18 protein-coding genes and 1 pseudogene are annotated in these 19,395 nt (G+C 38.7%); all 19 read left to right on the forward strand.

Going from position 1 to position 19,395, the window contains the following annotated elements; genetic code table 11:
- The first annotated feature begins 56 nt into the window (after positions 1-56).
- Complete coding sequence (locus RV04_RS12105; RefSeq protein WP_071858726.1) at positions 57-575, forward strand: hypothetical protein; 519 nt, start codon at positions 57-59, stop codon at positions 573-575.
- A 1,583-nt stretch (positions 576-2,158) separates the two neighbouring features.
- Positions 2,159-2,725: a hypothetical protein gene (locus tag RV04_RS12120; protein WP_071858729.1), complete on the forward strand. Its 567-nt coding sequence runs from the start codon at positions 2,159-2,161 to the stop codon at positions 2,723-2,725.
- Positions 2,718-3,027: pseudogene (locus RV04_RS12125) on the forward strand (HNH endonuclease). Before RV04_RS12120 ends, RV04_RS12125 begins: the two are co-directional and overlap by 8 nt.
- A gap of 149 nt (positions 3,028-3,176) precedes the next feature.
- On the forward strand, positions 3,177-3,374 hold the full coding sequence (locus RV04_RS13300; protein WP_071858731.1) for a hypothetical protein: 198 nt from the start codon (positions 3,177-3,179) through the stop codon (positions 3,372-3,374).
- Between the two features lie 103 nt (positions 3,375-3,477).
- Entirely contained in the window at positions 3,478-3,837 is a 360-nt protein-coding gene (locus RV04_RS12135; protein ID WP_071858732.1) for a hypothetical protein, read from the forward strand.
- A complete protein-coding gene (locus RV04_RS12140; RefSeq protein ID WP_071858733.1) occupies positions 3,834-5,477 on the forward strand; it encodes a terminase TerL endonuclease subunit in 1,644 nt (547 codons plus the stop codon). The genes RV04_RS12135 and RV04_RS12140 overlap by 4 nt, the downstream gene beginning before the upstream one ends.
- Before the next feature lie 25 nt (positions 5,478-5,502).
- Complete coding sequence (locus RV04_RS12145; protein WP_071858734.1) at positions 5,503-6,660, forward strand: phage portal protein; 1,158 nt, start codon at positions 5,503-5,505, stop codon at positions 6,658-6,660.
- The gene (locus RV04_RS12150; RefSeq protein WP_071858735.1) at positions 6,641-7,348 is read left to right on the forward strand and encodes a head maturation protease, ClpP-related; all 708 of its coding nucleotides are present in this window, start codon (positions 6,641-6,643) and stop codon (positions 7,346-7,348) included. Before RV04_RS12145 ends, RV04_RS12150 begins: the two co-directional genes overlap by 20 nt.
- Positions 7,349-7,375: 27 nt before the next feature.
- On the forward strand, positions 7,376-8,491 hold the full coding sequence (locus RV04_RS12155) for a phage major capsid protein (protein WP_071858736.1): 1,116 nt from the start codon (positions 7,376-7,378) through the stop codon (positions 8,489-8,491).
- Positions 8,492-8,559: 68 nt separating this feature from the next.
- Complete coding sequence (locus RV04_RS12160) at positions 8,560-8,838, forward strand: head-tail connector protein (RefSeq protein WP_342741680.1); 279 nt, start codon at positions 8,560-8,562, stop codon at positions 8,836-8,838.
- Between the two features lie 2 nt (positions 8,839-8,840).
- The gene (locus RV04_RS12165) at positions 8,841-9,221 is read left to right on the forward strand and encodes a phage head-tail adapter protein (protein WP_071858737.1); all 381 of its coding nucleotides are present in this window, start codon (positions 8,841-8,843) and stop codon (positions 9,219-9,221) included.
- Positions 9,214-9,618 carry a hypothetical protein gene (locus RV04_RS12170; protein WP_071858738.1) on the forward strand — a complete coding sequence of 135 codons (405 nt, stop codon included), beginning with the start codon at positions 9,214-9,216 and terminating at the stop codon, positions 9,616-9,618. The genes RV04_RS12165 and RV04_RS12170 overlap by 8 nt, the downstream gene beginning before the upstream one ends.
- A complete protein-coding gene (locus RV04_RS12175) occupies positions 9,615-10,025 on the forward strand; it encodes a hypothetical protein (protein WP_071858739.1) in 411 nt (136 codons plus the stop codon). The genes RV04_RS12170 and RV04_RS12175 overlap by 4 nt, the downstream gene beginning before the upstream one ends.
- A 73-nt stretch (positions 10,026-10,098) precedes the next feature.
- A complete protein-coding gene (locus RV04_RS12180; protein WP_071858740.1) occupies positions 10,099-10,683 on the forward strand; it encodes a major tail protein in 585 nt (194 codons plus the stop codon).
- Between the two features lie 72 nt (positions 10,684-10,755).
- On the forward strand, positions 10,756-11,106 hold the full coding sequence (locus RV04_RS12185; RefSeq protein WP_071858741.1) for a hypothetical protein: 351 nt from the start codon (positions 10,756-10,758) through the stop codon (positions 11,104-11,106).
- Between the two features lie 61 nt (positions 11,107-11,167).
- Positions 11,168-11,479, forward strand: a complete 312-nt coding sequence (gpG, locus tag RV04_RS12190) for a phage tail assembly chaperone G (RefSeq protein ID WP_071858742.1) — start codon at positions 11,168-11,170, stop codon at positions 11,477-11,479.
- A 194-nt stretch (positions 11,480-11,673) separates the two neighbouring features.
- Positions 11,674-18,054: a phage tail tape measure protein gene (locus tag RV04_RS12195; RefSeq protein WP_071858743.1), complete on the forward strand. Its 6,381-nt coding sequence runs from the start codon at positions 11,674-11,676 to the stop codon at positions 18,052-18,054.
- A gap of 1 nt (position 18,055) precedes the next feature.
- Positions 18,056-18,877, forward strand: coding sequence for a phage tail domain-containing protein (locus tag RV04_RS12200; RefSeq protein ID WP_071858744.1), 822 nt, complete (start codon positions 18,056-18,058; stop codon positions 18,875-18,877).
- Positions 18,878-18,886: 9 nt separating this feature from the next.
- The coding region (locus tag RV04_RS12205; RefSeq protein ID WP_211271200.1) for a phage tail protein at positions 18,887-19,395 on the forward strand (509 nt) is incomplete at its 3' end.

Consider the following 19,395-nt stretch of genomic DNA (forward strand, 5'->3'; position numbering starts at 1 on the left):
GCTAAATGGTGGCTATATTTCGGCAAATAATTAACTAAATATCGGAGGGCGAATTATTGGAGACGAGAATTAATGAATTATCTGAAAAACAATTAGATGAATTAGCAGAGCGTATTGTATTTTCAATTCGAAAGGATCGAGAAGAAGAACGCAAACAATTTAAAAAATATGCTGAACATAATACTGCACTATTGCTCCGATATTACCACAAGCTTAAAGGTCATACTGATAGTGTGAAAGAGCAACTAGAAGCTGACCAAGATACCTTTTGGGATCATAGACGCTTAGACCTGAGCATCCTCATGGAAAATAAAGCAAAGACTGTGAAGCTAATGAATCATGTGGATTATGCTTTAGAAATATACGAAAAGGTCTGCAAAAACTCCGATTCGGCAGAGGAGAGAAGACATTACCAGATTATTATGCGGAAGTATATTAATGATAAACGCGAGTCGGATCAGCAGATAGCAGATTATTTTGACAAAGACAGAACAACGATCAATCGAAACTGCAAAGAAGCTATTCAAGACCTGTCAGTTATTCTATTTGGTGTAGATATGCTGAATTATTGGTAAGTCCATGCACTAATCATGCACCACATTGCAACAATAAAGGTTATATAATAGTAGCATGAAGTAATGTAATTAATTCGCTCCGCAATTCGACCAACTAAAACTACTGTCATAGTTTCGACTACACTTAACTAACAACCGAATTAGCGGAACGGATTATTTACTTGACGGCACGAATAATGATTTCTACTCAACAGGATGTGCCGTCTTTATGTCACTGTGGCGGAAAGGGTAACGCTAATCAGAAACAAGGAGAGGTTTGCGGGCAAAGACTTCCGCCGCAAACATGTGAAGCGCATGTGCAGCTAACCATAAAACGAGGCGTCGGGAAGCACGCCTATCCTGTTTTGTGCAAGGTTCGAATCCTTGCCAGTGGCTTAGGGAGGACTTAGTAGACTGGCCAACGCTAAGTATCTGACCCGAAAGCATATGTTAGGAGGTAGCTCCTCCGGTGGACGTGTAGTCGCATTACGGCGGCGAAAAGGATAACGTGAGGTTCGACTCCTCATCACGTCAATAAAGAACCTACGGAAACAATCAATCTTATCGGATGCCGATTGATTGGCTGCATTTACCAGCGTGCTGGGACTCAGTTAAAAGGCATAGAATACTATCTCAGACGTGAGACGCTCTCAGTTGTAGGTTAGGGGAGTAACATTAAGTTGGACTTGCTAGGAACACGGTAAGTTGCCATACGCTGGCTTTGTACGCGGTCTGTAGATTTTAGACCAGAAAATATCTACAGTTCAATGAGTAGGCCACGGTCAGGGGCTAGTCTGATCCTGTGTTTAACATTGGGACATAAGCGCCCGCAAATAGCAACCGAGGAAATAGGTGGAGGAATGGACGTATAAAGGTCGTGTAGGTTGCTTAATACATATTTGGTTAGATGGTCGGAGTTAGCGATAGACTAATTCCACGATGGCTTGGATAGAATCGGTAACCCTGTCTGTCCAATACAAAACCAAGGGAGCCTCTTAACAATGCCAATACGCCTTGGTCGTAATACAGCCAATCACTGTCGCCTTACGCGGGTGGCGTGTCGTTTCAGAATATAACTCAAGGATCCGTGTTAGAGGTCTGACTCGAAAAAGAAAAACGCCTGACGAGGTGACCGATAGTTTACTGGTTTTTAATCGGTGATAATACATAATCGAGATCGCTTAGGCGGTCTTTTTAATTTGTACAAGGAGTGGTTTGAATGTATCGACCGCAATATTTAGAACAAAGGTATGAGGTGACTAACATATACGCTGGGTCTAATACTGTTCCATATTTTACTATTCGAAAGCCAATAAAGAGTAATACATATAAACGTAAAGAAAACAATGAAGTCATTAGGCGATACGGAAGAAAGATACATCGAAGAAAGGACTGATCCAATTGAGAAACTACTGGTACATTTCATTAAGCGGCAAGCATCCACGACGATCCATGTCAGTGCAGATTGCCAAAAGATATACGATCGTTGAACTAACTGACGAAGCAACTGTGTGGGAAATAGATGTATGCAAGTTAGTGTTCATTGGTATTGGTTCATATAAGGACGAACATATTCAAGAGAACATGAAGAGGTGGTTGAGATAATGTTTTGGAATAGGAAAGATGAACCTTTCATTGACGAACGAGACTTTAATTATCCGAAGGTGCTTATCAAAACGCCTCATAAAGATATAGAAGGTTATATTGAAGAAGTTGATTTCGATTACTTAGATGAAAGAAGCAAGGTGTTTATAGTTCATGCGGAAAGAGAACACCCGATAACAAGAGAAAGAATAGGAACTGTGTTCGAAGTATCTATTAAAGAAGTAGAGGCTAACGATGGGTACATGAAGATAACACATGATGGGCAAACGTTATACGAGACGGTAACTAAGAACACCAAACCTAACCTACTAGAAATCAAACTGAAGGATACTGATTCGGTCCCTGAAGTCTTGTATCGAGGTGAGAGGGTGGACGAGATGCCCAACGGATTAGTCGATGCATATATGCACTGGCATACATGCGAAGCGGATAAACCAACTAAGTTAATGGCTATTCTTGAGTATGTCGAAGGTACTGATATAGACGCCAAGAGGATAGAAGTATACATCGATGAAGAAGGAGAGCGCGGAAGCTTTAACTTATTGAAAGATGAAATAGATGATTGAAGTATCGACGAGGCAGGATCGTGCGAACTTTTACGGATCATCAACGTGGCGTAAGCTAAGGCAAAAGGTATTAGAGCGAGATCACTATGAATGTCAGTGGTGCAAGGACGAAGGCAAGGTAGTTAGTATTAGCGATACTATCTTAGAGGTCGATCACATTAAAGAGTTAGAACATTATCCTGAACTCGCAACTGATATAGATAATCTAAGGGTTTTGTAAGGACTGCCACAATCGCCGACATGAAAGATTTAATTATCGTTCCAGCAAGAAAGAGAAGAAATGGGACGACGAGTGGTGGTAGAGAATTGGCACGTTAAAGTCCATAAAAAAGAGAAGATTACTTCATCTTCTCTAGGTATTCCTTAATCGCTTGTTCAACTATTCTTGCTTGGGGCATCATCGTTTTAACTATAGAGGAAAACAAAAAGAAAAGAAATGGAATGATGAGAAATGGTAGATAAATCGAAAATAGAAACAGTAACAACACAAGAACTACTAGAGTTGTTTAATATCGATTTAAAAGCATTAGATAATATTACTGTCACAAGAACAAGTGATGGTGATTTCAGGCAAGGATTACCATATATAACAGAACATAGAGTAGAAGTTATAATTGACTATCATGAAGTAACCCCCCACCTAAAATAATTTGCTGTTTTGAACGATGCGGGGAACCGGTGGATGGGTCAACTCCACAGATCTATTGATGATACGCGTATAACCCCCTCCCCAGAAGAAAGGAAGTGATTGGATGGCGGATTTAAAAATCAGAAATGAAAAGGTAGCCGCTGAGGAAAAACGATTGAATGACTTATTTTACGATCTTGCAGATGACAAGAAAAAAGTCGTTTCTGGATTAGTAACTCAAGCAGCTAGATTAAAAATTTTGTTAGATGAAATGTGGATTGATATTTCTGAAAAAGGAGATTATGAATTATTCTCACAGTCAGAAAATCAGATTCCTTACGAAAGGGAGCGGCCAGTTGCTAAACAATATAATGCACGAGATCAATCGTATCAGCGGATTGTCAAGCAGTTAACTGACTATTTGCCAGAAGAAAAACGAGAAACTGTTACCACTGCAGCTTTGGATGGTAGTGATCTCATATGACGTTGCTACAACCTTACTTTTTTGATGAGTATGTGGATTTGTATGAACGGGGGAAAATTCCGTTTAACAAAGAGCGTATCCAGCTTGTCGAGTATCTCAAAAAGGAAGTCCTTCCGAGAGATGATTTGTATTTTGACGATGAGATGATTCACAAATTTATTCGTTATGCCGAGAAAAATTTTTTTCCGTTAGCTAAATATCAGAAATTTATTACACCTTTCATTTTTCTTTACAAAAAAGAAGATGACGAGGTGTTTTTTAATGAAATTTTGAACTCTATCGCGCGCGGGGGTGGCAAGAATGGTTTCATGTCTGCACGAGATTCGTTCTTTATTTCCCCGCTCTATGGTGTGCGAAATTACGATGTGACTATTACTGCCAATTCGGAAAAACAAGGGAAAGTTAGTTTTAAAGAAGTCTATGAAACTGTTCAGGCGAAACGTTTAGAACAGCAATTTTACCTGACAAAAATGGCAATCACGAACCGAGTTACGAATTCTATCTTTAGTTATCGGACGAATAATCCTAAAACCATGGATAGTGCCCGTGATGGATGTCTTGAATTTGATGAAATCCATATGTTTGAAAACTCGGATATTGTTGATATCCAGCGAAGTGGATTAGGGAAAATCAAACATCCACGCACATTTTACAACGGTACAAACGGGCATGTTCGAGAAGGTTTTTATGACCGAACATTAGAACGAGCACAAAAAATATTTACTGGTGAAAACAAGAATGATCGTTTATTCCCGTTTATATGCAAACTGGACACGATCGAAGAAATGGACAAGCCAGAATTGTGGTCGAAAGCGAATCCGATGTTTGAAGAAGAATCATCCTACGCAAAACGCCTGTATTCAACAGTTATGGATGAATACTTGAAATTAGAAGAAGAACCCTCTGGTCGCCGTGAATTCGTTGTAAAACGGATGAATTTTACAGAAGGCGACATGGAAACGGATATCACTACACATGATAAATTAATGGCAACTGATCAACCGATTGGCGATTTGAAAGGAAAATCATGTGTTGCTGGTTTTGACTATGCCGAAATCCGAGATTTTGCTAGTGTGGGTCTGCTATTTAAACACGATGAAAAATTCATCTGGTTGCAACATAGTTTTGCTAGAAAAGAATTTCTAGATGCGTTCAAAATCAAAGCACCGATTAAAGAATGGGCAGACAAAGGAATTTTCACAATTGTGGATGCACCGTCCATATCTCCGCAACTATTAATTGATTGGTTGAATGAAAAACGTGAGTTGTATCAAATAGAGATGGTTTGTGCAGATGGTTATCGAATGGATTTGCTACAACCGTTACTTGAAAAAGAAGGGTATAACTATGAATTCATTCGAAATATTCGTGGCGTGCAATCGAAAGTGGCACCAATTATTGAAGATGGTTTTGCGAACGAAAAATTTATTTTTGGCGATGATCCATCGATGCGATGGTACACAAATAACAGCTATGCAAAAGTAGATAAATCAGGAAATAAAACATTCTTGAAAAAAGAACCAGTCCGTAGAAAGACAGATGGTTTTCATGCCTTCTTAGCGGCTTTATATAAACGAGAAGAAATTCAAGATGTTGATTTAGAAGGCTTTTTTGACATGATGGAAGATTGGGATTTTTAAAGCAGCGAAGGGAGGTGTGTAAATATTGGGAGTATTTCAATCGTTTTTTGATATTTTCAAAAAAAATTCAGAGATTGAATTAAGTTACGACTTTGGAAATCTAGTAGACGAATACCACACGCTGTATTTGAAACATCTAGCGATAGACACGTGTGCTGAATTTCTAGCTAGGGTATTTGGCAGGTCAGAGTTTCGAATACGAAAAAACGGCCAACCAATCACGAACGAATGGACATACTTGTTTAACGTTCGCCCGAATTTGGACCAATCGGCATCGTCTTTTTGGCAACAAGTCGTTTATAAATTAATCACTGAAAACGAGGTGTTGATAGTCCTTTCTGATGATGATCAGTTACTAATTGCAGAAAGCTACGTTAGAAAGGAATATGCGCTGTATGACGATGTTTTTGAAAGCGTCTGGCTAAAAGGCTACGAGTTCAAGCGGAAGTTTTCGATGAGTGAAGTTATTTTTCTTCAATATAATAACAACGATTTGAGCCGATACGTAAGAGGGTTATACGACGATTATGCCTCTCTCTACAACCGCATGGTCGAAGTGGCGATGAGAAACCATCAAATCCGAGCAACGGTAACGGGCAAAGATGGGCGAGGTTTTGATGACAAACTGCAGAAAAAAGCACAAACATACATTGATAAGGTGTACGAGAAGTTTAACAAGGAATCCATTGCTGTTGTACCTTTGCAAGCTGGGCTTGAGTATAACGAACTCACAAATACTGTAGGAGAAACGAATCAGTCGATTGATGAACTGAAAAAACTAAAACGACAGTTCGTGGATGAAGTCGCTGATATTTTAGGGATCCCTTCTACAATCTTGCATGGTGAATTAGCAGATTTAGAAAGTGCGCAAACAGTACTGAATAAATATTGTTTGAAGTCATTGAATAAAAAAATTGAAGATGAGTTAAACGCAAAAATCATTGATAAAACCGAATTTGTTAATGGGACGGAAATCAAAGTTGTAGGCGTGGATAAAAAAGATATTTTCGATCTGGCTGATGCGGTAGATAAATTAATTTCAAGTGGCGGATTCAATCGAAATGAGATTCGAAAAGAAGTCGATTATGAAAGTATTGATGGTGGTGACGAGTTTTACATCACCAAAAACTATGAGAAGGCAGCGAAAGGAGGGGAGGAAGTAGATGACGAAACTGGAAATTAAAGGAACGATTATTTCGAACAATCAAAAATGGATCTACGATTTGTTCGAAATGGATAGCACAGCACCGAAAGATATTTTATTGCCTGAGAACAACGAACCACTAGAGGTCGTGATTAATTCGGGAGGTGGTGACGTATATGCAGGTAGTGAGATTTATACAGCTTTACGAGCTTATCAAGGTGACGTGACTGTGAAAATCGTAGGTATTGCTGCAAGCGCCGCAAGCGTGATTGCAATGGCTGGAAACACAATTGAAATCAGCCCGACTGCTCAAATTATGATTCACAATGTTTCAAGCGCTGCTGCTGGCGATCATCGAACGTTAGCTCACGAAGCAGAAGTATTGAAAAATTATAACTCATCAATCGCGAATGCTTATATTGCAAAAACGGGCATTGAAGAAGCTGAATTGCTGGAATTGATGAATCATGAAACGTGGCTTACCGCTGAACAAGCAGTAGAAAACGGTTTTGCTGATAAAGTCATGTTTGAAAACAATGAAGCACCTTTACTAGTCGCAAGTGTCTCGCCGGTTATTCCGCCAGACGCGATTTCAAAATTGGCAGAAAAGTTAAAACCACAGTTTGATTTAGATGAATTGGCAAATAAAGTAGCAGAAAAACTAAATACTAAAAAACAAGAATCGATTGAACCAGAAAATGCTGGTTTGAAACGGTTCTTTTTTTAATACAAAAAAATAAGGAGGTCATACTGAATGACTATGAAACTATCAAACGAATTCAAAACAATTCGTGACAACTTTTTAGCTGCTGTTAATAATAACGAGCCAGCTGAAAAACAAAATGAACTTTACGGTGCAATGCTCGATGAATTGCTGAACGAAGCAAAAAAACAAGCGCGTGCTGAGGCAGAAGGATTAATTGCTGAAAATCCGGCAGATGCGAAACTATCTGCTCGTGAGCGTAAATTTTTTAATGCTATCAGCACGGACGTCGGTTATAAAGAAGAAAAATTGTTGCCGCAAGAAACCATTGATCGAATCTTTGAGAACTTAACTACTGCCCATCCACTATTAGCTGAAATCGGTTTAGTAAACGCAGGGCTACGATTGAAATTCTTGAAATCTGAAACAAGTGGTGTTGCTGTATGGGGAAAAATCTTCGGCGAGATCAAAGGTCAGTTAGATGCAGCGTTCAGCGAAGAAGAAGCAATTCAAAGCAAATTGACGGCGTTTGTAGTTGTTCCTAAGGATTTGAAAGACTTCGGACCAGCTTGGATTGAATCATTTGTGGCTACTCAAATTGATGAAGCTTTTGCAGTGGCTTTAGAGGCTGCTTTTTTATCAGGAGATGGAAATGACAAGCCAATTGGTTTAAATCGTCAAGTTCAAGAAGGTGTAGCCATTACTGGTGGTGTTTATCCAGAAAAAACTTCAATGGGCGATTTAACGTTTGCAGATTCAGCAACGACTGTTAAAGAACTAACGAATGTTTACAAACATCATTCAACTGACGAAAAAGGTCACGCGGTTGCTGTAGATGGAAAAGTTGTCATGGTAGTTAATCCTAGTGATTCTTGGGATGTCAAACGTCAATATACTTCATTAAATGCGCAAGGAGTATATGTAACTGCGTTACCTTACAATTTGAAAATTGTTGAATCATTAGCGCAAGCAACTGAAAAAGTTTTAACGTTCGTAAACGGCCGCTACGATGCATATATTGGCGGGGGCATTACTTTACGTAAATACGATCAAACATTAGCTATCGAAGATTTAGATTTATATACTGCTAAACAATTTGCGTACGGCAAGGCTAAAGATGATAAGGCTGCTGCAGTGTGGGGATTAAAAGTATCCGAGGGAAAATAGAGTCCCCCGCAGTTATTAATGTTGAACCGACAAGTGACGGAGCAACAATTGCGCTGCAATAGAAAGGGGTGTTTCTATTGGATGAGAAATTGCTAGAAGATTTCAAATCGCGGATGCGAATCTTTCATGCTGCTGACGATGACAACTTAAAAAATATTTTGGAAAGTTCAAAAGTAGCTGTTAAGCGATGGTGTGGGACTGACAATGTTTCAAATCCTGAAATTCGCGAACTCGTGATTGAACGCAGCCGATATGTCTACAATGATTCGTTAGAATTTTTCAATGAGAATTTCCAATCTGAGTTGATGGCTGTTTCTTTGTCACATTATGACGAAGGGGATGATTGAAGATGACGAAACCAACTTTTGAATATCAGAAACCCAAAGTCAATAACGGCGCTATGAGAACACCTGTTGAATTTTTTCAATATCGACCTCGTAAAGGCCCTGAGCCAGGCGAGCAAGAGAAGCAAATTATTTTTAATTGTTTCGCTGAGATCTATAACCCCTCAATGAAAGACTTGGAAATTTTGAACTCAAAAACGACTAAACAAGCAGTAACTCTCACGATTAGAGATCCGCAAACTGGCTACATTGTTTCAAACAAGCATTATGTAGAGGTTATGGATAGGAGATATTCAGGTATTCGTTGGAATATCGTTGACGTTCGAAATGATTTCACTGACAACCGATTCATCACGATTTTATTAGCGGTGTATGGCGATGAATAATGGTGATTTTAAAGGCGTCAATGAGACCTTACGAGCGATGGAAAATCGTCTTGGTGATAAGAAAGTCAGGTCAATAGCTCGAAAAGCTATCAATTCCGGTGCTGAAAAAGTCGAGAAACGACTACAATCTGACATGCTCGTTTTCAAAGATACTGGCTACACGATTGATGAAGTTGTCCGTAAAAACGCAACGTACAAAAACTACAAAGCTGAGGCTGAGATAGGATGGAATGGGCCTCATCAACGTTATCGATTAATCCATTTAAACGAATGGGGCTATACAAGAAACGGACGTCAGATTAAGCCACGTGGGTTCGGGGTTATCACGAAATCATTGAAAAATTCTGAACCAGTTTATTTGTCTACCGTGGAAATGGAGGTTAAGAAAAGCCTATGAAAGACATATTAATGATTATTTACGAGGTGTTAATTTCGAATGCCTACATCCGCGAAATGACTTATAACAGCGATTCAGAAGAATATCGAATTAAGTTTTATGAGCAACCAGAAACAGCTGATAAATCGGGCGCGTTTATCACAATTAGGCCTGTGGATGTTCCAAACGAAGCTTATCATGGTAGCGATAAAGAGCTTGCTATCGAGCATTTAGTACAGATTGATGTCGAATCTAAATACAGAGCGACTTGCAAACAAATTCAGTTTGAAATTAAAAAAGAAATGAACAAACTAGGTTTCGGTCAAGTTTCAGGTCAAGGCCTAGATGAATATTTCGCCGAAACAAAACGGTACGTAGATGCTCGTCGATACGACGGAAATACACGAATTTACGATACACAATATTAAAAAACAAAATAACAGAAATCAAGACACGACAGTTCGTGTCTTTTTTTGTTGTCAAAATTAGGAGGAAATAAATATGACAATGGTTGGATTTAAAAAAATGACAATCGGAATTTTTGATAAGGACGGTAAAATTCCAACAGCTAATCAATTTGTTATTGAAGATAAACAAGATAAAGGGGCCACTGTATCAGCTGAAATTAGCGGCCTATCAAAAGAACCTACGAAAGTTTATGGTTCAGATATTGCATACTACATTTCACAAAAAGGCACTGGAGATGTTTCAGCGACATTTGGATTGTTAGATTTGCCAGAAGATTTGAACGATAAAATTTTAGGATATAAAACGAATGAAAATAAAATTAGCTTCTTAGGCGAAGATAATGAACCTCCGTATTGCGCAGTATTAATGGAATCTGCTGATTTAAGCGGTGAAACAGCTATGTTAACTATCTTTAAAGGTAAATTCAGTCGAGAATCAATTAATTTGAATACAACTACTAACGAAGCATTCGAACCTGAAGCAGAAGAGTATGTATTCTCTGCTATCGCTAATGATGCAGAAGGCGATGCAAAAGGACAAACCGTTGCTAAATATGTCGGTAAGGAAGAAGCGGCTATCACAGCGTTGCGTACTATGACTTTTCCAGCGGGGGAGTAGTTAGCCCTGTCGTTGGAACAGTTACCCCAACGGCGAACGGGGCAACAATCGCACTAAGTTAGGAGAATGATCATGGCAGAAACATTTAAAATTTATAAAAAAGATGGAACAAAAGTAGTGGAAGGTGTAAGCCCGTTAACTATTATAGGCATTGCTGCTGATACTCAAGTAGCCAAAGGTGACTACAAAGCAGTGCATGTTGTGAATGGAATTGAATCAGCAAAAGTTGATATTCCAGCATTTAAAATAACTGCAGCCCAAGCTCCTGCATCACTGTCTATCTCTTTTGATGCGGAAGGTGACGTAAAGCCAACTGAGTCAAATACAGTAGATGAAATCAAAGCTTGGTTAACTGCACATAACATTGATTTTACTGGCAAAACGATTAAAGCAGATTTATTAGCATTAGTACCAACTGAATAAATTAATCGAGGACTGTAACAGGTCCTCTTTTTATTTTGAAAATCTTAGGAGGAAATTATAGATGGCAAAAGTAAGACTGGAATTAGAAAATTCAAAAGGCGAAAAAATCGTTCATGAAAAAACAAAAATTAAAGGCCGCGCAGTTCGAAAAGCCATTCAATGCAGCCGCAAAATGTATGCAGAAGGCGCTGATATGGGAACTCAATTAGATGCGTTGATCGAACTTGCCGTAGAAGTATTTAATGATAAAAAAATTACTGAAGACACTATCTTAGATGGATTGGAAAGCGAAGAGTTATTCAATGCGTTAAATAAAGTCTATATGGATATCTTAGGAATTGAAGAAGATAATTCGTCAGATGAAAAAAAGTAAGTCCGGAAGAAGCTGAGGAAAACTATTTTAATCTTTGCAGACAACTTATAGAAAATGGTTGGACTTTAGAGGATATAGAAGAAGCGGATTTTGAAGCATTAATCCAAATCGTTTGTGCAGAACCGAAAAAAGAAAAACAAAAAGAAGTATCGCTTAAAGACTTCGTTAAATCAATTTAGGAAAGGAGGAAAAATATGGCAAATGGAAAACCGCTTGGTAATATGATTATCAAGTTGGACCTCGACAGTTCTGCCTTTTCTAAAGGATTGACTGGAGCAAAAAATGCGGTAAATCATCAAATGAAGGCAATGAAGAGTCAAATGCAAATTATGAACTCTTCAGGGAACTCAATTGGTGCATTAAACGCTAAGTATGAAGGCCTCGGCGGTGTACTTCAAGCAAATGAAAAACAAGTACAGAAATTAACTGAGGCTTATAAAAACAGCTTTGACGAAAATGGCAATGCAACAGCCTCCACCGTCAAATATGCAAATCAATTGAATCAGGCACAAGCTCGCTCGGCTAGTTTTGAGTCTCAAATGAAGACTGCAGCAGGGCAAATGGCTCGTTTGAAAGTCGAGACTGAAGGTATAACTGGGAAGTTGAAAACACAGTCAGAACAGTGGATTAAGTCTGGACAAAAGATTGAATCTTTTGGGAAAAAGGTTTCGAGCACTGGAACTGCCTTAACTGTAGGAGTCACGGCTCCGATTGCAGCTGGTTCGGTCGCAGTAGCTAAAGCAGCTATTTCATGGGAATCTGCATTTGCAGGTGTAAAGAAAACGAATGATGAAGTTGTTGACTCTAATGGTACAGTCACTTATTCATACTCAGATTTAGAGGCTGGGCTTAGAGATTTAGCGAAACAATTACCAGCCAGTCACCAACAAATTGCCAGTGTAGCTGAAGCTGCTGGACAGCTAGGTATTAAAACTGAGAATGTAAAATCATTTACGAAAACTATGATCGATTTAGGCGAATCTACTAATATGTCTGCAGAAACTGCTGCTACTTCATTAGCACGATTTGCTAACATCACTCAAATGAGTCAAAAGGATTTCGGGAAACTCGGATCGGCTATTGTTGAACTTGGTAATAACTATGCCACGACTGAATCTGAAATCACTGAAATGTCCTTGCGGATTGCAGGTGCGGGTAAACAAGTAGGAATGAGTCAGGGTGAAATACTTGGATTCGCTACAGCTTTAAGTTCTGTCGGTGTTGAAGCTGAGGCAGGTGGTTCTGCAATATCTAAAGTCATGATTCAGATGCAGTTAGCAGTTGAAAAAGGCGGGAATGCATTTGATGAGCTAAAAGGTCATGCAGCCGATCAAGGTGTAGCGTGGGAAACCGTTGTTAATTCAATTCGTGACGGTGGCAAAAGCTTAAAATCAGTAGCAGGTCAAATGGGCTTCACTTCTTCTGAACTGAAGAAAATGTACAAAGAAGCTAATAAATCCGCTGGATCATTAGACAATTTTGCGAATGTAGCTGGTCTAACAAGTAAAGAATTCGAAAAGATGTTCAAAAAGGATCCGTCCCAAACAATTATGAAATTTATTCAAGGTTTGGCCGGTGCAGAAAAACAAGGCACATCAGCAATTAAAATGTTAGATGACATGGACATCAAAGAAGTTCGTCTACGTGATAGCTTATTACGTGCAGCAAATGCTAGTGGCGTGTTTGGCGATGCAATCAAGTCGGGGAATTCAGCTTGGAAAGAGAATTCTGCATTAACAGCCGAAGCTAACAAGCGGTACGAAACGACTGAATCAAAATTAAAAATGCTTAAAAACGAAGCTATCGATGCTGCTATTGATTTGGGTGGACCTTTCGTAGATGCTTTACGGTCTGGACTGGAAGCTGCCAAACCTTTAGTAAAAGGGTTAGGTGACTTAGCTAAAGGATTCTCAGAGTTAAGCAAGGGACAACAACAAAGCATTATAAAATGGTTAGGTATTGCTGCAGCTGCGGGACCCGCTTTGAAATTATTGGGCGGCGGTATCGCTGTATTTGGTAAAACGAAAACAGCGGTCGGAAATTTAACGGGCAGTTTAGTAGAACTTGCTGCTAAATCTGCTGAGAAAAAGGCAATAGCTGGATTCACTACGACAGTTACTTCGGTTGGCACTGCATCAGCTAGTGCAGCCGGCGCGAGTGGAGTAGGTGCGTTAGGTATGGCATTTGCTTCATTGGCAGCTCCAGCAGCAATCGGTGTAGGGGCTATTGGAGCAATCGGTCTTGCACTTTATGCAGGTAAAAAAGCTTATGATGAATATCAACTATCTGGTGCAAAATGGGGAACTAAGGTTACTGAATCTCAAGATAAAGTAATTGATAAATCTAGTGAACTCAGAGAAAAAGGCATTCAATACATGAATGAGTACCGAGACGGTGTAAATGCAAATGCCGAAAAAGTCAAAGAAGCAAATAAAGGCATTCAAAAAGCTATCGAAGGAACGCTAAAAAAAGAGCAAGAACGCCGAGAAAAAATCAGCGAGCTAAGCTTATTAGATGACGAAACTAAAAAATGGTATGAGCAGATTATCTCTGTACAAAAGAAAATTGATAACGAGACTTCTAAGACAGTTAAAAGTCAAATTGAAAAAATCAATTCAATTTATCAAAACGCTTCTGACAATAATCGTGAACTAACTGATTCAGAAGTGAAGTTTATTAAAACATCTTATACAAATCTATCTAGTGAACAGTTAAAAGCGGCCGGTTTTTCTAAAGCTCAACGTCTTGCAATTGAAACATCTTATCAAGATGATTTATCAAAATTAAACGATAAAGAAGTTTCTTCAAGAATTAAATCACTAGAAAAGGCATTAGACAAAGAGAAAAAATCTTACGATAAGCAACGTAAAGAAATTGAAAACAATGAATCTTTGAGCGCTAATGTACGTGAAACTCTTTTAAAGAATCTAAAAAAGAATTACAAAGAGCAAACTAGTGAAATGATAACAGCTTTAGGTAATCTGAGCGAAAAATCTGGTAATAGTTTGGACGCTGTTTGGTACAAATGGGAAAAATACGGTTATAACGTAAAAGAAGTCACAGCTTTAGTTTCTAGTAGTGTAAAAGATACATCGAAAGATTTGAGTTTGTTTGCTAAAGGCACTTCTGAAGCTGATATGCAGTGGAACGCATTAAGTTTAGACCCTAAAACTGGCGAAGTGAAAACTAATATGACTGATGTATTAGTAGATATAGCTAAGACTGATGATGGCTGGAACCAATTAAGCTTTATGGCTAAAGAAGCTAAGCTAACTTCTAATGCAAAAGAAGAAGTAGCTATCGCTATGGGTGAAGCTGGCAAGTGGGATGAACTTTGGCTCACTGAAAAAATGCTTTTAGTGAACGGTGACGAAGCAAAACTTGAACTCTATGAAACGATTAACGCGATGGGAGCTTGGAATCAATACGTTTTAGATCGTAAAACATTAGGTATTGATAATACTGATGCAATATACAAGCTATTTACCACAGAAAATCAAATAAAACAGTGGAATATGTTGCCTATAGATCAGAAGAAACTGTTAGCAGACAACACAGATTTAACTACTAAAATATTTGCTTCTACAGAATCATACACGGCTTGGACACAACTTCCAGACAATGTAAAACACATGCTCGCGGATAACGTCGATCTAAAAACAAAACTAGACGATGGGACTATAAGCATAGAACAGTACAACCAAATACTTCCATTGCTTAAAAAAATGTATGGTGATAACTACGAGATTGTCACTAAAACTGAAAAAGCTAAGAATGAAATTGATGAATACAACAAGAACCATCATCCAGAACAAAAAGTTTTAACTGCAAATAATGCTGATTTATTAAATAAAGAAGAAACAGCTAGAACAAAATTAGGTGTTTATAACGGCGTTCAAATCCCAGAAAAGAAAATGACCGCTAAAGATGATGTGACTCCGAATGCAGAAAAAGCTTTAGGATCTTATCGAGAAGTTTCAGCGTTACAGGACAAAACGATTAGTTTCAAATTCACTGCGTTCCTTGATAGTACCTGGGACAAAATCAAGGAAAAGATGGGTGAAAAAGGAAATCTGATTACTGGTAATTATGCTCAGGGTACTAATTACCACAAAGGTGGCCTAGCATTAGTCAATGACCAAACAGGATCTAAGTATAAAGAATTAGTCAAACTTCCAAATGGAAATGCATTTGTTCCACAAGAGCGTAACACGTTACTTAATTTACCTCGTGGCTCTTCAGTATTAAAAGCATCTCAAACGGCTAAGTTAATACCTCGCTATGCAGCAGGTATTGGAGAAGTAATTACGCCCGACACAAAAACTGATGAGTTGATTCAGGCAATCAATAATCTGATTCTAACGTTTAATGCCATGTCTACTAGTGCCGACGCTGTGGGAACTATGACCGAAAAATCAGTCATACCTGGAACACAACGGAATGTCGATTTAACTGCTTTTACACCAGAGCAATTAATTAAACAAGGTGATCAATATGCTCCGATTGGATCAATGTGGCTAACTAATCTCATGAATGGTTGGAACTCGATTGTTCCGACATATTTAAAGAGTGAAACAATATTTATTTCTAATTATTTAACTCAATTGAAAAACCAGAACAACCCAAATTACTTGCAGGGTATTACATGGAATCGCAATCTCATGAATGGTTGGAACAGTTTAACAGGAACATTCATTAATGTGATCAACGCATTCTGTAATCAAACGATGGTTACATTACGCAATTACAACACACCGATGTACAACAACGGGCGAACTTGGCAGCAGAATAACTTAAATGGTTGGAACTCGCTTTATGGTTCGTTTATTGCACGAGTAAATCAATTAGGCAACGACTCCATCAATAACCTCCGTTCAAAAAATGGAGGATTTAATAGCGCTGGAAGCTATTTGATGCAATCTCTAATTAATGGATTAAACTCTATGGGCGGTTCGCTTTCTACAACTATGAACGGCGTAGCCAATAAAATGGTTGGTGGAATTGGAAAAGGTGTTAATGGTGTCATTGGTGGTGTTAACTATGTTCTAAAAGAGGTTGAATCCGACAAGAAATTAGGAAACTGGACTGTTCCACAATATGCCAAAGGAACCGACGGACACCCTGGCGGATTAGCAATGATCAATGATCAAAAAGGGCCTGTTCATGAAGAGTATGTTCAGATGCCTGATGGCCGTGGTTTCATTGCCAAAGGAAAGGATCTATTGGTCAACCTTCCTAAAGGGGCGCAAGTACTGAATGCAAGTCTTACTAAGAAATTAAAGAAAGGTTTCGATATTCCGCATTATGCCAATGGAACGGATGACTTTGATATCTTTGATTTGATTGATGATGAGGGAGCTTTTAAAAAGCTTGTAGATGGACGAGTTGATTATAATAGCATTTTAGAACCGTGGAAGAATATGACAAAAGCTGGCGTTAAATTAATGACCAGTTCTGCCTATCCGTTTGTTCAAAAGGAGATAGAGGAGAACTTCTCTACAGGTGAATTTGATGGCTCTATTTTCCAAGGCGAAGGAAACTTCAATGGAGTTTACGCATATTTAGTAGAAGTAGCTAAAAAGGTGATGGCTAAATTCCCGGGTTTAATACCGACATCTGGTTATCGCCCTGGAGATGTTTATCATCACGGAAAACATCAGGCGATTGATATTTCTGGTTATCCGGTTGGCAGTCCTAGATATACAGCAGCTGCTAATTATGCGTTTGAAAAATTTCCACGTGATGTTGGTTATGTAATTACTAATGGACGTGTTCGTGACCGCATAGGATTTTCAGGAACGGGAGTCCATGACGGTTGGGCAACGTGGCCAGATGGCGACCATTTTGACCACGTGCACATTTCTGGTTCGAAAGGTGCCGGGGACATTTTTACAGGAGGGTCTAATTCTCCTAGAAAGAGTCCAAAACCTACAGGGAGTCACGAAAATTGGATGAGATTAGCTGGTTTTAAACCATCTGAATATAGTGCAATTAATTACATCGTTAACCACGAATCAAGTTGGAATCCTTCCGCTACTAACCCATCTAGTGGAGCATACGGATTGCCACAATCGTTGCCAGCGAGCAAACTAGCTTCTGCTGGTTCAGATTGGCGAACTAACCCAATTACACAGTTACGATGGATGCGTGATTATGTTAATGAGCGATATGGCGGTGCGAATGGTGCACTGGCTTTCTGGCAAAGAAATCACTGGTACGCTAATGGCGGACTTATCAACAAAGATGGTCTATATAGAGCTGGAGAAGGAAACAAACCTGAAATGGTTATTCCGCTCACTCGAAAAACTAGAGCGATTGAGTTGATGGGGCAAGCTTTGGCATTCATGTCAGGAGACAATAAACAATCTAACACACAATCGAGTTCAACTGATAATACTGATGAGTTAGTAACATTGATTAAACAACAACAACGACAACATAGTGATCTAATGAGGATATTAAAAGCTATCTTATCAAAAGATTCAGGCATCACTTCTGATGCTGTTGGCAAGGCCGCTAACGAATTTTTAGGCGGAGATTTAAGTAAATTAGGTTACACAGGAGGTGGCTTCTAAGTTGTTTTACAAGTTGCTTTTCAATCAAAATGGCAGACTATTTGATCCTCAACAAACCGGAAAAATTATCTGCAAAGAAATAAAAAGGCAAGCACCGATCTACGATGTGAGTTACGAAGATTTTGAAGGGGTGAACGGGAGCAGGGAAATGAATGCTTCTTTTCGTCCTTTTGAATTAGTTCTTACATTCGATATTTTCTACAAGAATGAGTATGACAAAGAATTAATTTTGACTGAACTATATCAAATTGTTTTCCCTGGAGCTCAATATTATGTGACGCATGAATTGAGCCCAGGTAAAAGGTTCAAAGTAAATCCGACTAATTTTGAATTGATCGAAGAAGAGAATGATTATTCAACTATTGAAGTGACATTTAGTGCTCCTAATGCTTGCTCCGAATCTCTAACATCTACACTGTCAGAATTCGACTTAGCTGACGAATGGCAGTTCTCTCAAAATTTAGAGTCTGCTGATTATGGATATGAGTTTGATGTTAGTCGCTTTCAAGTGTTTAACGCAGGAGACTTTGCTATTGATCCACGAGAAAACGAACTGAACATCACGCTTCAAGGTGAGTCGTTAGGCAATGCCACGATATTCAATAGAACAACAGGTGATCGGTTTATTTACTACCCTGAATTTTCAACGAATTTAGGGCAAACGGTCACTTTAGATCGTGTGTATCCAAAACTGAACGGTGTAAATCGTGGCATTGATACGAATTTAGGACTGATTACTTTAGCACCGGGCATCAATGAAATTGAAATACAAAATGTGGCTAACGTGAAATCGCTTTGGGATTTCCGTTACTTATACAAGTAGGTGATTCGAATAGATATCATTATTCAAAACTACGAAAAAACAAAACGAGAGATCCTTGTCGAATATGATAAGGACTCTTTTTTTGAAAATTGGCAGGAGAACGAAACTTGGGAAGTTAGTTTCAATGTAACTAAAACAGATTTAAATAGTACAGCGTTTGATTTAGTTGATTACGAAAGCTCGGTAATTTTCAACGGTCAAGAATTCATTATCAAACAAATGACCACGTCTGCAGAAGGTAAAGCAGTGAGTAAAAGTGTTACTGCTACTCATATTTATTACACGATTCAGGACGGTCGGCAGTACGACACAGTGACAGGGACGAGGTCAATTAGTCAGCTGCTAACACACATATTTAATGCTGGCGCTCGTGGGTTTACTTGGGAAGTTGTGGACCCGAACAAGAAATTTTTAACGGTGGAACAAGAGAATTTTGGCAACGCGAATTATCTGAAACTAATCGAAGAAATATTAAGTGATTATGATGCTGTTGTAATACCAAATAATCAACGATTAAC

The organism is Enterococcus hermanniensis (assembly GCF_001885945.1).
GTDB lineage: Bacteria > Bacillota > Bacilli > Lactobacillales > Enterococcaceae > Enterococcus_A > Enterococcus_A hermanniensis.